The sequence below is a fragment of the Paenibacillus pasadenensis genome (genome assembly GCF_023715725.1).
Classification (GTDB): Bacteria; Bacillota; Bacilli; order Paenibacillales; family Paenibacillaceae; genus Paenibacillus_O; species Paenibacillus_O pasadenensis_A.
The window spans coordinates 1-14,170 of sequence record NZ_JAMBOT010000017.1; the positions used below are offsets into that span (position 1 = coordinate 1).

General features: G+C 51.9%; 21 protein-coding genes and 1 pseudogene. All 22 read right to left on the bottom strand.

Annotated elements, in window-relative coordinates; translation table 11 throughout:
* Positions 1-227, bottom strand: a pseudogene (locus M3223_RS22335) (MRP family ATP-binding protein); the annotation flags it as partial.
* A gap of 341 nt (positions 228-568) precedes the next feature.
* On the bottom strand, positions 569-1,291 hold the full coding sequence (gene cwlD, locus M3223_RS22340; RefSeq protein ID WP_251565925.1) for an N-acetylmuramoyl-L-alanine amidase CwlD: 723 nt from the start codon (positions 1,289-1,291) through the stop codon (positions 569-571).
* Positions 1,292-1,495: 204 nt separating this feature from the next.
* Complete coding sequence (gene sat / locus M3223_RS22345; protein ID WP_251565789.1) at positions 1,496-2,665, bottom strand: sulfate adenylyltransferase; 1,170 nt, start codon at positions 2,663-2,665, stop codon at positions 1,496-1,498.
* Positions 2,666-2,688: 23 nt separating this feature from the next.
* Positions 2,689-3,381, bottom strand: coding sequence for a phosphoadenylyl-sulfate reductase (locus M3223_RS22350; protein ID WP_251565790.1), 693 nt, complete (start codon positions 3,379-3,381; stop codon positions 2,689-2,691).
* A gap of 151 nt (positions 3,382-3,532) precedes the next feature.
* Entirely contained in the window at positions 3,533-4,504 is a 972-nt protein-coding gene (locus tag M3223_RS22355) for a nucleoside hydrolase (RefSeq protein ID WP_251565927.1), read from the bottom strand.
* Between the two features lie 332 nt (positions 4,505-4,836).
* Positions 4,837-5,229, bottom strand: a complete 393-nt coding sequence (gene rpsI, locus M3223_RS22360; RefSeq protein ID WP_251565792.1) for a 30S ribosomal protein S9 — start codon at positions 5,227-5,229, stop codon at positions 4,837-4,839.
* Between the two features lie 18 nt (positions 5,230-5,247).
* A complete protein-coding gene (rplM, locus tag M3223_RS22365; RefSeq protein WP_251565795.1) occupies positions 5,248-5,685 on the bottom strand; it encodes a 50S ribosomal protein L13 in 438 nt (145 codons plus the stop codon).
* Positions 5,686-5,864: 179 nt separating this feature from the next.
* Positions 5,865-6,620 (bottom strand): tRNA pseudouridine(38-40) synthase TruA, encoded by a 756-nt coding sequence (gene truA / locus M3223_RS22370; RefSeq protein ID WP_251565797.1) that lies wholly within the window; start codon positions 6,618-6,620, stop codon positions 5,865-5,867.
* Between the two features lie 186 nt (positions 6,621-6,806).
* Positions 6,807-7,172 carry a 50S ribosomal protein L17 gene (rplQ, locus tag M3223_RS22375; protein ID WP_251565799.1) on the bottom strand — a complete coding sequence of 122 codons (366 nt, stop codon included), beginning with the start codon at positions 7,170-7,172 and terminating at the stop codon, positions 6,807-6,809.
* Between the two features lie 21 nt (positions 7,173-7,193).
* Positions 7,194-8,138: a DNA-directed RNA polymerase subunit alpha gene (locus tag M3223_RS22380; protein WP_049868849.1), complete on the bottom strand. Its 945-nt coding sequence runs from the start codon at positions 8,136-8,138 to the stop codon at positions 7,194-7,196.
* A 130-nt stretch (positions 8,139-8,268) separates the two neighbouring features.
* A complete protein-coding gene (gene rpsK / locus M3223_RS22385) occupies positions 8,269-8,664 on the bottom strand; it encodes a 30S ribosomal protein S11 (RefSeq protein ID WP_251565801.1) in 396 nt (131 codons plus the stop codon).
* 19 nt (positions 8,665-8,683) lie between these two features.
* Positions 8,684-9,052 (bottom strand): 30S ribosomal protein S13, encoded by a 369-nt coding sequence (gene rpsM, locus M3223_RS22390; protein WP_251565804.1) that lies wholly within the window; start codon positions 9,050-9,052, stop codon positions 8,684-8,686.
* 18 nt (positions 9,053-9,070) lie between these two features.
* Positions 9,071-9,184: a 50S ribosomal protein L36 gene (rpmJ, locus tag M3223_RS22395; protein WP_021296640.1), complete on the bottom strand. Its 114-nt coding sequence runs from the start codon at positions 9,182-9,184 to the stop codon at positions 9,071-9,073.
* A 43-nt stretch (positions 9,185-9,227) separates the two neighbouring features.
* Entirely contained in the window at positions 9,228-9,443 is a 216-nt protein-coding gene (infA, locus tag M3223_RS22400; protein ID WP_015847200.1) for a translation initiation factor IF-1, read from the bottom strand.
* Between the two features lie 13 nt (positions 9,444-9,456).
* A complete protein-coding gene (locus M3223_RS22405; RefSeq protein WP_251565806.1) occupies positions 9,457-9,726 on the bottom strand; it encodes a KOW domain-containing RNA-binding protein in 270 nt (89 codons plus the stop codon).
* 4 nt (positions 9,727-9,730) lie between these two features.
* Positions 9,731-10,489: a type I methionyl aminopeptidase gene (gene map / locus M3223_RS22410; protein ID WP_251565808.1), complete on the bottom strand. Its 759-nt coding sequence runs from the start codon at positions 10,487-10,489 to the stop codon at positions 9,731-9,733.
* Positions 10,486-11,139 (bottom strand): adenylate kinase, encoded by a 654-nt coding sequence (locus M3223_RS22415; RefSeq protein WP_251565810.1) that lies wholly within the window; start codon positions 11,137-11,139, stop codon positions 10,486-10,488. Before M3223_RS22415 ends, map begins: the two co-directional genes overlap by 4 nt.
* Before the next feature lie 93 nt (positions 11,140-11,232).
* Entirely contained in the window at positions 11,233-12,534 is a 1,302-nt protein-coding gene (gene secY / locus M3223_RS22420; RefSeq protein WP_251565812.1) for a preprotein translocase subunit SecY, read from the bottom strand.
* Complete coding sequence (gene rplO, locus M3223_RS22425) at positions 12,535-12,975, bottom strand: 50S ribosomal protein L15 (RefSeq protein WP_251565814.1); 441 nt, start codon at positions 12,973-12,975, stop codon at positions 12,535-12,537.
* Positions 12,976-13,035: 60 nt separating this feature from the next.
* Positions 13,036-13,215 (bottom strand): 50S ribosomal protein L30, encoded by a 180-nt coding sequence (gene rpmD, locus M3223_RS22430; protein WP_251565816.1) that lies wholly within the window; start codon positions 13,213-13,215, stop codon positions 13,036-13,038.
* A 12-nt stretch (positions 13,216-13,227) separates the two neighbouring features.
* Positions 13,228-13,728, bottom strand: coding sequence for a 30S ribosomal protein S5 (gene rpsE, locus M3223_RS22435; RefSeq protein ID WP_285891416.1), 501 nt, complete (start codon positions 13,726-13,728; stop codon positions 13,228-13,230).
* 26 nt (positions 13,729-13,754) lie between these two features.
* Complete coding sequence (gene rplR, locus M3223_RS22440) at positions 13,755-14,123, bottom strand: 50S ribosomal protein L18 (RefSeq protein WP_251565818.1); 369 nt, start codon at positions 14,121-14,123, stop codon at positions 13,755-13,757.
* Between the last annotated feature and the right edge of the window lie 47 nt (positions 14,124-14,170).

Below are 14,170 nucleotides of genomic sequence, written 5' to 3' on the forward strand. Positions count from 1 at the left end.
CCCGCCGCCTCCCGGGGCCGAACCCGAAGGTGCACGGTTTCGGCCCCGAGCCGCGCGAGCGCTTCGCGCAGCGCGGCCTCTACCGGCGGCTGCGCAGCGCCGCCGGGCATTAAGACCGTCAGCGATGCTTGACGGTCCTTCACCAGACTGTCGCGGACGGCGATTCCGTCCGCGCCTTGCGCCGTGATCGTGTTCACGGCTTCCAGAACTTGTTCGCGTGTGAGCATAGTGTACGGTCTCCACCTTCCGGCATGCGTGAAGGCGGCTCAGCTGAGCCGCCTCATCAAACGAGTATGCTCCCATTATAACATACCGGGACAGCTTCTACTGCTTTTAAGGCTTGGCTGCAGAGTTCTCTGCCAGTACCTCAGAAATCCTTCCCCACCACGCTCACGCTTCCATTTTTCATCTAAAGCTTGATCACTTACCCCAGCCGCAAGATGACAATTACGCGTCAGCACTAAAGAATAGCGTCATACTGGACTAACAGCCCAGCAAGGGCGTTAAAATTCTCATTTAATTCGATGAGACTAGGCTATAAGGCGATCTAAACGCCTCTCCCGTCTCCCTACCCGTTCGCCCCGCCTGTCGTGCCTTGAGGACGCTCGCCGCTGCTGTAGCGCAGGATGCCCTTATAAATCGAGGCTGCCACCTGCTTCTGATATAAACCGTCAGCCAGCTTGGCCGCCTCGCCCGGGTTGGACAGGAAGCCAACCTCAACAAGCGCGCTTGGCACGGATTTGACCGCCTGCAGCAAGTACACCGTATTGGGCGCTTTTGCCGCTACACGGCTCGTATTTTCCAGATTGCGTTTGATTTCCTCTTGAATAAATGAGGCCAGCGCAGAATTCCCTTCATGGTTCGGATAATAAAAAGTCTGCGCTCCCGACCACTTCGGCGATGGAATGCTGTTCATGTGGATGCTGATCATCATATCCGCTTTTTTGTCCTCCACAAACTTTGCCCGCTGCTTCAAATCCTCTGTCTTCCGTTTCCGGTATCCTTTTGTGCCGTCACCGGCGAGATCCTCATCCGCTTCCCGGGTCAAATAAACGACCGCCCCCGACTGCTGCAAATAGTCCCGCAGTTGAAGAGCAATTGCCAAATTAAGATCCTTCTCAATCAAACCGCTTTGGCTAACCGCTCCGCCATCAGGCCCTCCATGGCCCGCATCCAGCACGACAGTTTTGCCGCTCAATGGAAGCGACCAGGAATTCCACGTCCGTGCCGCCGGCAGCTGCTCCGTGAGCAGCCAGCCCAGCATTAGCAGCATAACGGTAATGATGCCCATCCGCACCCAGCCCTTTGGGTTCATCCAGACGACGATTCGGCGCCGTGACGGATAAAGTCCGTGTTTGCCCTCACGCTGCTCCTTGTTTCCGCTTCTGCTCACGCAAAAAACACCCCATCCCGCGTCAATGATCGGCACAGGCTTATCCAAGCCTATCGCTACCATCAACTATATGGGACAGGGTGTTCGTTCATGCCTTACTTTTTAAGAGTGGGCCGGCTGCTCCTGCATGCCTTCAATCAGAATCTGAGCCACCTCTGGGCGGGAGAATTCTGGAGGAGGGCAAATGCCGCCACGCAGCATTTCCCGTACTTTTGTACCGGAAAGCGCGACATGCTCGCTCTTGTCATGCGGGCAAGTTTTGGTCGTCGCCATGTTGCCGCATTTTTTGCAGAAGAAACTGTGTTCAAAATAAAGCGGAGTAATGTCCAGATCCTCAAGCGGGAACGACTTGAGCAGATCTTGCGCTTCATACGTGCCATAGTAATCGCCTACGCCGGCATGGTCGCGGCCAACGATAAAATGCGTACAGCCGTAGTTTTTGCGCACGAGTGCGTGGAAGATCGCTTCGCGAGGCCCTGCATAACGCATCGCCGCCGGGAAAACGCCAAGGAAAGTACGGCTTTCCGGATAATAATTGTCAAGCAGTGCAAGGTAGCTTTTCATTCGCACGTTGGCAGGCACGTCATCCGACTTCGTTTCACCGACGAGCGGGTTCAGGAACAGGCCGTCCACAATTTCCATCGCGCACTTTTGAATGAACTCGTGAGCGCGGTGAACCGGGTTACGGGTTTGGAAGCCTACGACCGATTTCCAGCCTTTTTCAACGAAGATACGGCGCGTTTCGGACGGGTCAAAATAAAACTCGCCAAACTTCTCCGGCTGCGGACGATTCAGAACTGTAATTGGACCTCCAACATAAGTACTGGAGCGGGAGAACAGCTTTTTGACGCCCGGATGCTCCAAATCGTCGGTTTTAAATACCTGCACAGCCTCATGGCGCTGATCCACGCTGTAAATGCTCTCTACGTTCAAAAGTCCGTAAACAACACCGTCTTCACCCTTCAGTGCAACGCGCTGTCCGGCGGAAAGCGCTTCGGCCGTCTCTTCGCTGATCGGCAGCGTAATCGGGATGCTCCATACAAGGCCGTTCGACAGCCTTATGTTGTCAACGACCGACTTGTAATCAGCTTCCGTCAAAAAGCCCGTCAAAGGAGAAAACGCTCCTACGCCGATCAGATCCAGATCGGAAATCGTCCAGTTATCTACGGTAATGGCAGTCAGACCTTGTGCTTCCTGGAGCAGCTGCTCGCGCTCCGCGCCCTGTGCAATACGATTTACCAGTTCGCCGCCATGCGGCTTGATGCTTGACATAATTCCGTAATCCTCCCTTGGGCTTACTTATGCAATCCGCATTCGGTTTTTTCGTTGCCGGACCAGCGTCCAGCGCGCGGGTCTTCTCCCGGAGCTACCTGACGCGTGCAATACTCGCAGCCGATGCTTGGGAAATTGCGGTCATGAAGCGGGTTGTAAATAATCTCGTTATCGCGGATATAATTCCAGACATCTTCCGTCGTCCAGTGAGCAATTGGATTAAACTTCACGAGGCCGAACTTCGTATCGTACTCAATCTTTTTGGCATTGGCGCGGGTAGGAGCCTGATCACGGCGGATGCCTGTAATCCAAGACTCGTACTGAGACAAAATACGCGTCAACGGTTCAACTTTACGGATATTGCAGCATCCGTTTGGATCGCTTTTCCACATCTCTTCCCCGTGCTGAGCGGCTTGCTCCTCCGGCGTAAGGACAGGCTTCACTTGAACGAACTTAATGCCGTAATGTGCTTCCATCCGGTCCCGGGTCTCATACGTTTCTTGAAAATGAAAGTCCGTGTCCAGGTAAAAGATATCTGTTTTAGGGCTGATTTTGTGAAGCATGTCAACAAGTACAACATCTTCTGCGCCAAAGCTGCAAGCAAACGTTATATTTGGAAATGTCTCGACGGCAAATTTCAAAATCTCTTCCGGTGAAGCCGTTTCGAGCTTGACGGCTTGCTCAGCGATAAGCGCTTCTTTTTCCAGCAGATTCAAGTCCGGTCCCCTCCTGTTTCATAAAACCAAGTAAGTTTGTATGTTTTTAATTATAAAGGGTAACCGGGCAATGATCAATTGCATAATTCAGGTCAAAAAGCCCGATTTAGCTAATAAAATAAGCCGACTTTATTGCTTGGATAAGGTAAGCTTATACGATACGATAAACGCCTTCGCGATCCGCCCCTTTAGCGAGCTCGGTCAGATAGTGGAAAAAGGCATCCCGGTCGACATCGTCAACAACCGTTACGGGACGGCCATTTTCTTTCAGCACCGTTCTGCCCTGAGAAGGCCCGTCCGGCAGCACATCGCAATGAACGGCGCGGGAAGATACCAGCTCCGGCTTGCCGATAATAGCCGTTGTAAGAACATCCCAAAGGTAGTAGGTCGAATTTGTCGCAAAATGAACGAGCGGCGGCACTGTCGCATAACATTGTCCCAAAAAGTCGATGCCTTCAAACCGGCGGTTTTGCGCCCAAAGCTTACGCGTCTCGACAGTGAGCGGAACTTTATTCGTGCTCTCCAGCGCCACCATGTCAATGACAATACCGCTATCCCATACTCGTTTGGCCGCTTCTGGATCCCAAAACGAATTCCATTCCGCGGTGCCGTCATGCTCCGGTTCATGGACATTGCCATTCGGAAGAAATGTTCCGCCCATCCAATAGAGTTTTTCTATTTTCTCTTCAATGGATGGATCGGCGTCCAATGCACGGGCCAAATCAGTCAAAGGACCTGTGAATAGCAGCGTTACTTTGTCTTCAGCGGCATGCAGCTTCTCCACTATATCCAGATGGGCCATTTTCGGCGCCTCCTGGGTGACAACCTCAGCGCGCTCGTTAAGCAGCGGCATAGCGTCGACATAAAAAGCATGCATACGCCAGTCTTTCGGAAACGGATTTTTGGGTCGGGAATTGCTGCGTGCTACCTGCAATCCTTTCAGCTCATGAGCGCCATAACGGTCAATGATTTTACGGCTTGCCGATACAGCTGGCTCAACATAACAATCCGCATCAATGACCGATACGCCAATCAAATCGATATTGTCCATTTGCAGGAGCAAAAAAAGCGATACAAGATCGTCCACTCCTCCATCATGGTTGAAATAAACCGGTTTATTCATCGTCATTTGTATGTACCTCCAAAATAGATATAGGTTCGCAATGCTTCAATTTCTGCGTTCTGAAAGCTTCAAAAAGCTGCTGTAGTATCGAAATATATGTTAGCCAAACGTTTGCCTAATCAGGCAGCAGCATATCCCGTATAGCTTATCACAGAATTATGCATTGATAAAAATCTTCGATAACTGCTAAAATCACAGCCATTGCTTTTCGTCTAATTCGTTTAATCGCCGCCTGGTAAAGGATACATTTTGACTGCAATGAAAACCTAAAATTGATTAAAACATAGAAAAAAGACCCTTCCGCAAAAGCGGCAAGGGTCTTTGAGCACATATTAACGTTTGGAGAACTGAGGAGCACGGCGAGCTGCTTTGAGGCCGTATTTCTTACGTTCTTTCATACGTGGGTCACGCGTCAGGAATCCAGCGCGTTTCAAGGATGGACGGAACTCTGGATCTGCTTTGAGCAGAGCACGGGAGATACCGTGACGGATTGCGCCGGCTTGACCGGAGATGCCGCCGCCGTGAGCAAGAACGATGATGTCGTATTTGCCAACCGTCTCAGTCAGTACGAGAGGTTGTTTTACGATCAGCTTCAGCGTTTCCAGACCGAAGTACTCATCCAGCTCGCGTTTGTTGATGATGATGCGTCCTTCACCCGGCACGAGACGTACGCGTGCTACGGAGTGTTTACGACGACCAGTGCCATAGTATTGGACTTGAGCCATTGTAGGGTCCTCCTTCTATTAACCGCGCAGCTCGTAAGCTACCGGATTTTGAGCTTGGTGCGGATGCTCCGAACCAGCGTATACTTTCAGCTTCAGCTTCATTTTGTCGCCAAGACGGTTTTTCGGCAGCATGCCGTATACCGCATATTCCACGAGGGATTCTGGCTTCTTTTTCAGCTGATCTTTAGCAGGAGTCACTTTCAGACCGCCTGGGTGCATGGAGTGACGGTAGTAGTTCTTGTCATTCCATTTGTTGCCCGTCAGGACGATTTTCTCGGCATTGATGACGATAACGAAATCGCCAGTATCAATGTGAGGAGTGAATTGCGGCTTGTGCTTGCCGCGGATCAGGCTTGCAACTTCGCTCGCCAGACGGCCAAGCGTTTGGCCTTCAGCGTCAACGACGTGCCAGTTGCGCTCGACTTCGTTCGTCTTCGCCATATAAGTGGTACGCATGGAGGTTCCTCCTTCAGATGTTTAAGGTTCATTTATTGTCGTGAGATACATAGTCATTGGTTGGGTAAAGCTTGTCTTTCATGGATGTTAGGATGCTGTTCTTATGCGGGGCTGTGGGAGAGCCAATAAGAAAGCACAAGTTATATATTACAATAAACAAGTGCCCAGCGCAAGGATTTTTACGCCTTGTTTTCACCGTAATCCACATTGATTAAAGTCAGTCCGTGCGCAACCGCCGTCGGTCCCGCCAACAGCCGGTCACGCGACTCCAAAATGCTTCCCATCGCATCGGAGGCAATCTTTCCCTGGCCAACATGGATTAAAGTACCCGCAATGATGCGCACCATATTGTAAAGGAAGCCATTGCCCGTTAGGAAAAGCTCCAACCGTTCCTTTTCCTCCCTAAGCACTGCCTCATAGATCGTCCGGACATGAGACTTGTCATCAGAATGATTCGTGGTAAAGGAGGTAAAATCATGCTCGCCCGCCAGTTGCTCCAGCGCAGCTCTCATTGCATCCGCATCCAGCTTTGGAGCCGGATGATGGAATTCGTAATTCCTCCGGAATACGTTATGGAACTTCGCCGTGCAGATGGAGTAGCGGTACGTTTTGCGTTTTGCGGAAAAACGGGAATGAAAGTCAGGCGGCACCTCTACGGCATGTTCCACAACCCGAATATCCTCGGGCAAGCGGCTATTCAGCGCCAGCGCCCAGCGTTCAATCGAGATCCGGGATTCCGTATGAAAATTAAATACCTGGCCTTCCGCATGCACTCTGGCATCCGTGCGGCCTGAGCCGATAATAATCGTACGGGATTCGGTCAACGTCTCGATCGCCTTTTCGATGGTATCCTGGATCGTGTTGCCTCCAGGCTGGGTCTGAAATCCGTTATAACGAGTTCCGTCATAAGCAATCTTCATCCGTATGTTTCGCAAACGTCTATCTCTCCTTCAAGCCAAAAGATGAAACAGCAGTCGCCGTCCTTGGCGGCTCAGAACGTTTCATTCCGAGAATTATAAGAGCAACCGTATATGGAATAGCTATACTTTCTTATAATTGAAAAAAAGGTGGCCTCGTGGGTCCACCTTTTGCTCGCCGCTTGTGGAGCAGCAGTTGCTTTATTACGAGCGGTCAACCAGTTCCAGGTAGACCATAGGCGCAGAATCGCCGCGGCGAGGGCCCAGCTTGAGGATACGAGTGTATCCGCCTGCGCGCTCGGAGTAACGGCCTGCAAGTTCTCCAAACAGCTTTTGGATTGCGTCTTGCTCTCCGTCCACCGTTTCGCGGCGCACGAATGCAGCCACTTGACGACGAGCGTGGAGATCTCCGCGCTTTGCTTTAGTAATGAGTTTTTCTGCGATCGAACGCACTTCTTTGGCTTTCGCTTCAGTCGTTTGAATGCGCTCGTACAGGAAAAGGTCAGTCACAAGGTCACGGAACAGAGCTTTCCGAGCGCTTGCGTCGCGTCCCAGTTTCGAGTATGCCATCGATTTCCCCTCCTTGATGCTCTATTCTTCTGTGCGGAGGCCAAGACCGAGTTCTTCGAGTTTCTCCTGAACTTCCTCCAAAGACTTCCGGCCCAGGTTACGGACCTTCATCATGTCTTCTTCGGTTTTCAAAGTAAGCTCTTGAACGGTATTAATGCCTGCACGTTTGAGACAGTTGTAAGAACGGACGGACAGGTCAAGTTCCTCGATCGTCATCTCGAGTACCTTTTCCTTTTTGTCCTCTTCCTTCTCAACCATAATTTCCGCGTCTTTGGCTTCATCGGTCAGTCCGACGAACAGGTCCAAATGCTCGGTCAGAATCTTAGCGCCGAGGCTAACGGCCTCTTCAGGGCGGATGCTGCCATCCGTCCACACTTCAAGCGTCAGCTTGTCGTAGTTGGTAACTTGGCCGACGCGAGTGTTTTCTACGCTATAGTTGACACGGGTAATTGGCGTGTAAATCGAATCAACAGGAATGACACCAATCGGCTGGTCTTCACGTTTGTTGCGGTCTGCTTGCACATAACCGCGGCCGCGATTGGCGAAAATCCTCATATGGAGCCGTGCGCCGGAAGCTAAGGTTGCGATATGAAGATCAGGGCTGAGAATCTCAACATCGCTGTCCGCGCGGATGTCGCCCGCCGTAACGTTCCCTTCGCCTTCCGCATCAATTTCCAGTACCTTCTCTTCGTCGGAATGGATTTTGAGCGACAGGCCTTTCAGGTTCAGGATCATTTCGGTAACGTCCTCCATTACCCCTGGAACCGTGGAAAACTCGTGAAGTACTCCGTCAATCTGCACGGACGTCACTGCCGCGCCGGGAAGCGACGAGAGAAGAATGCGGCGAAGCGAGTTTCCGAGTGTCGTTCCATAACCCCGTTCAAGGGGCTCGACAACAAAACGGCCATATGCTCCATCGTCACTCAGCTCTACGGTTTCGATTTTCGGCTTTTCGATCTCAATCACTAGTATACCCTCCTTCAAAACGTCGCTCCGTATCTATAACGTTCCATGGCGTCAAATCATGTAGTATGCCAAACCTTCACAACCATTATTCACAAGTTGTCGCAATTTGATACCACAGGCTTCTGACGAACTATACGCGACGGCGTTTCGGCGGACGGCAGCCGTTGTGAGGAACCGGCGTTACGTCTTTGATCAGGTTAACTTCAAGACCAGCGGCTTGAAGGGAACGGATCGCGGCTTCGCGGCCAGCGCCTGGACCTTTAACCATGACTTCAACAGCTTTCATGCCGTGCTCCATAGCTGCTTTAGCTGCGGCTTCAGCGGCCATTTGAGCTGCGAATGGCGTGCTTTTACGGGAGCCTTTGTAACCAAGGTTACCGGAGCTCGCCCAAGAAATCGCATTGCCATGCGGATCCGTGATCGTAACGATCGTATTGTTGAACGTGGAACGGATGTGTGCAACACCGGATTCGATGTTTTTCCGATCGCGACGTTTTGTACGTACGACTTTTTTAGGTTTAGCCATTGTTCGTTATCCCCCCTTATTATTTCTTCTTGTTCGCTACAGTACGGCGAGGACCTTTACGCGTACGCGCGTTGGTCTTCGTACGTTGACCGCGAACTGGAAGACCGCGGCGGTGGCGGATACCACGGTAGCATCCGATTTCAACGAGACGTTTGATGTTGAGGGAAATCTCGCGGCGGAGATCGCCTTCTACTTTAACGGATTTGTCGATAACTTCACGCAGCTTGCTCACTTCATCTTCCGTGAGGTCGCGTACGCGAGTCGCTGCGCTGACGCCCGTTTCAGCCAGAATTCTCTGAGCTGTCGTTTTGCCAATACCGAAAATGTATTGGAGAGCGATTTCAACGCGCTTGTCGCGCGGCAAGTCTACACCAGCAATACGAGCCATGAATCGTGTCCTCCCTTCTTAACCTTGTCTTTGTTTGTGCTTCGGATTTTCGCAAATGACCATAACGTTGCCTTTGCGGCGAATGACTTTGCATTTTTCGCAAATTGGCTTAACCGAAGGTCTGACCTTCATTGTGAATTACCTCCCGAATCCTTCTTCCGTAGCGCCCGCTGGCCTACTTCCGATAGGTGATGCGTCCTCTGGACAGATCGTAAGGCGACAACTGGATAACCACTTTGTCTCCGGTCAGAATACGGATAAAGTGCATTCTGAGCTTGCCGGATACATGAGCGAGAATCTGGTGGCCGTTCTCCAGTTCAACCTTGAACATGGCGTTTGGCAGCGGTTCGATAACCGTACCTTCGACTTCAATGACGTCTTCCTTGGCCATCCTCATTCTCCTTTCAGCTTGTGTACTTCTGTATGGCGAATCTTAACTTGGCGTTGGTCACCCGGCCCGTCTCGGATAAACTATCCGAAACTTCGCTGCTGAGAGCCGGCAGTAACTGAAGATGCTGCACGTTTTTCTTCTTCGGCGAGTCAAAGCGGCGACCGTCTCCGTCGGCAATATGGACGAACCTGTCATCCAGTATTTCCACAATAACGGAAAAGCTGCCCTCATCCTTGCCTCGAAGCACTTTGACTAATCGGCCGACCTGTGCGAGCGGATCCAAAATCCTACTCCGTGTCCGGCAGCTTCGTCAAAATTTCATAACCGCTCTCCGTGACCGCTACCGTGTGCTCATAATGAGCGCACCAGGAGCCGTCAACCGTTACAACCGTCCAATTGTCCGACAGGGTCTGGACATAGCGCTCCCCGATGTTCACCATCGGCTCGATGGCCAGCACCATCCCAGGCTTCAGCCGGGGCCCACGATCCGGAATGCCGTAATTCGGAATTTGAGGCTCTTCGTGAAGATCCTTGCCAATTCCGTGCCCGACATACTCGCGAACAATGGAAAAGCCCGCATCCTCCACCACTTTTTGAATGGCGTGCGAGACCGTATACAGCCGAACATCCGGTTTGACCAGCTCAAGCCCGGCGTACAGCGAGCGTTCGGTTACCTCAAGCAGACGGCTTACTTCTTCCGTAATGTCGCCTACAGGGTAAGTCCAAGCAGAATCTCCGTGATAGCCTTCATACTGGGCGCCGATATCAAGCGTAATGATATCTCCTTCGCTCAGCTTCCGGCTTCCCGGAATGCCGTGCACCAGTTCTTCGTTGACAGAAGCGCAAATGCTGCCAGGAAACTGATTGTAGCCTTTAAAAGATGGAATCGCGCCCTGACTGCGAATGTAGCGATCAGCGATGTCATCCAGCTCGCGGGTCGTAACGCCGGCCCGTACAGCTCCGGCCATAAGACGATGCGTCTCGGCCACGATGCGTCCCGCTTCCCTCATGAATCGCAGTTCGGCTTCAGACTTGCAAATTATCATTCGTTCGAACCCCGCAGACGCTGAGCGATGTCGGCGGTAACCTCATCGATTTCCTGCTCTCCGTTCACTTCACGCAGCAGACCTTTGCCGCTGTAGTATTCCAGAAGCGGAGCCGTTTTGGAGATGTACTCATCCAGACGGGTGCCGACCTTCTCTTCCGTGTCATCCGAACGCTGATAAAGCTCTCCGCCGTCCTTGTCACAGATGCCTTCCGCTTTAGGCGGGTTGAACATCACATGATAAGTAGCTCCGCAGCTTTTGCAGATGCGGCGGCCGGTAAGCCTAGCAAGCAGAAGTCCGCGATCGACATGCAGATTAACAACATGATCGATGCTGCGGCCCATTTCAGCAAGCATGACATCAAGCGCTTCGGCTTGCTGCAGCGTACGCGGAAAGCCGTCCAACAGGAAGCCTTTCTCGCAATCTGCCACCAGCAGGCGTTCCCGCACGATGCCGTTCGTGATTTCATCTGGAACGAGCAGTCCCTGATCGACGAATTCCTTCGCTTTCTGACCAAGCGGGGTGCCCTGCTTCATCGCCAGCCGGAATGCGTCTCCGGTGGAGATGTGAGGAACGTTGAACTGTTCGACGATTCTCTCGGCCTGGGTGCCTTTACCGGCTCCCGGAGGGCCCATAAAAAGAATGTTCATCCTGTCGTCCTCGCTTTGAGCACAATAGGCACGCGCGGGCTGACCTGCAGCTCCCCAAATGAAGCCGTCAAGCCGCCCGTTCGAAGCCTCGTGTTATTTATTGATGAACCCTTTGTAATGGCGTTTGATCAGCTGGCTCTCAATCTGCTTCATCGTGTCAAGCGCAACGCCGACAACGATCAAGAGAGAGGTTCCGCCGAGCTGAATGCTGCGGTCAAGACCAAACAACGAGCCGAAGAACACAGGCAGGATCGAGATAATCGCCAGGAACAGGGCTCCGAATAGCGTAATTCTCGACATAACGCTGGTAATGTAACTCGAGGTTGGCTTACCCGGACGCACTCCAGGGATGTAGCCGCCATTCTTCTTCATTTGATCCGCCATCTGTACAGGGTTAATCTGCACAAAGGTGTAGAAGAAGGTGAAGCCGATAATCAGTATAACATAGATCACCATACCTAGCGCCTTATCCGGTGCAAGGTGGGTAATGATCCATTGAGCCCAATCATGACTAGCCCAGAATTGCGCAATTGTGGACGGGAACATCAGCAACGAAATCGCGAAGATAACCGGAATGACGCCAGCGCCATTCACCTTCAGCGGAATATGCGTCGATTGACCGCCGTACATCTTGCGTCCAACTACGCGCTTAGCGTATTGCACTGGAATCTTGCGAATCCCTTGCTGAACGATGATGACGCCGATAATCATGAGGATGACCCCAACCAAAATGGCTGCAATCTGGAGAATACCCATGAACACTTGACCCGTCTGATCGACGAAGTAAGTGGTGTAAATTTTGCGGAGATGGCCCGGCAGACCAGCGATAATACCTGCGAAGATAATTACCGAGATGCCGTTACCAATGCCGCGCTCCGTGATCTGCTCGCCGAGCCACATCAGGAAGGCTGTACCAGCTGTAAGGACGACCGCGATCATCGCGTAAACCGCGAAGCTCGCATCGGTTACCATCTGGTAGTTGTACATGCGGTTGAATCCAACTGCCGTTGCAAAACCCTGGACAAGACCCAAACCAATCGTGCCGTAGCGGGTAATCTGAGCAAGCTTGCGTTTGCCGTTCTCGCCTTCTTTCGCCCATTCAGCAAACTTTGGAATAACATCCATCGAAAGCAGCTGGACGATAATCGATGCCGTGATGTACGGCATAATACCGATCGCAAAGATCGAGAATTGGAACAAAGCGCCGCCCGAGAAAGTGTTCAGCAAGCCGAACAAGTCTGAACCCTGGTTATCAAGCTGGGTAAAGACACTCTTGTCGATGTTGGGCACCGGAATGAAGGAACCGATGCGGTATACAAGCAAAATGAAAAGGGTAAAGAGGATTCTCCGACGGAGGTCCTCCACTTTCCAAATGTTTGAAACCGTCTTGAACAATTAGATCACCTCGGTTTGACCGCCGGCAGCCTGGATTTTCTCTACCGCAGATTGAGAGAACTTGTTTGCTTTAACCGTCAGTTTAACCGTAACTTCGCCATTGCCCAGGACTTTAATGCCGGCTTGAGGATTTTTGACGATCCCTTTAGCGACAAGAACTTCCGGAGTAATTTCGGAGCCAGCTTCGAAAACGTTAAGCTCTTCGATGTTGACGATTGCATACTCTTTGCGGAAAGGATTGTTGAAACCACGCTTAGGCAGACGACGATAAAGCGGGTTTTGTCCGCCTTCGAAGCCCGGACGGACACCGCCGCCGGAACGTGCGTTTTGACCTTTGTGGCCTTTGCCTGCGGTTTTGCCGTTGCCGCTACCGATACCGCGACCTTTGCGGTATGGAGCTTTGCGGGAACCTTCAGCTGGTTTAAGTTCATGCAGTTTCATCGTTCGTTGCACCTCCTTGTTGCTCTTTGAAAATCTATGGATTGACGATTATCAGTCGTCTTATACTTCTTCCACTTTAACCAGGTGGCTAACGTGGTTCACCATTCCGCGGATAGCGGGGCTGTCGTTAAGAACAACCGTTTGGCGGATTTTGCGGAGACCAAGCGACGCAACCGTAGCGCGCTGTTTCTCGTTGCGGCCGATCAGACTGCGGACGAGGGTGATTTGCAATTTAGCCATCGTGTTCCCTCCTTAACCCCGAAGCTCTTCGACAGTTTTTCCGCGAAGCTTGGCAACATCTTCAGCGCGTTTCAGGCGGGAAAGGCCTTCAAGCGTTGCGTTAACCATGTTCATGGAGTTGGAAGAACCCAGGGATTTGGTCAGAATGTCACCGACACCTGCCAGCTCCAGTACGGCACGCACAGGGCCACCGGCAATAACGCCAGTACCTTGGGAAGCCGGTTTGAGCAGAACTTTACCAGCGCCGAAGTGACCAAGCACTTGGTGCGGAATCGTTGTATTCACGAGCGGAATCGAGATCATATTTTTCTTAGCATCTTCGATTCCTTTGCGGATTGCATCCGGTACTTCTTGAGCTTTTCCGATACCAGCGCCTACGTGGCCTTTGCCGTCGCCGACAACGACCAAGGCGCTGAAGCTGAAGCGGCGTCCGCCTTTGACTACTTTCGCTACGCGGTTAATGTGAACTACCTTTTCTTGCAGTTCACCCAGCGCATTTGCATCAATACGCAAGTCGATTTACCTCCCTTGTCTGAAAATTAGAATTGGAGACCAGCTTCGCGAGCTGCGTCAGCCAGTGCTTGAATCCGTCCATGGTACAGGTAGCCGCCGCGATCGAAAACAACCGTTTCGTGACCTTGTTCTTTGGCACGTTTTGCGATCAGTTCTCCGACCAGCTTTGCGGAATCCACGTTACCGCCGTTACCGATTTTTTCAACAAGCTCTTTGTCCAGCGTGGACGCGGCAGCCAGAGTTACACCGGCTACATCGTCGATCAGCTGAGCATAGATGTGCTTGGAAGAACGGTAAACCGACAGACGAGGACGCGCTACCGTGCCGTTGATTTTCTTGCGGACACGCAGATGGCGTTTCAGACGGGCTTTGTTTTTGTCGCCTTTGGTGATCATTGAGGGATCCTCCCTTCTTGATTCGTGGTAAATCTATCGTACAAAGC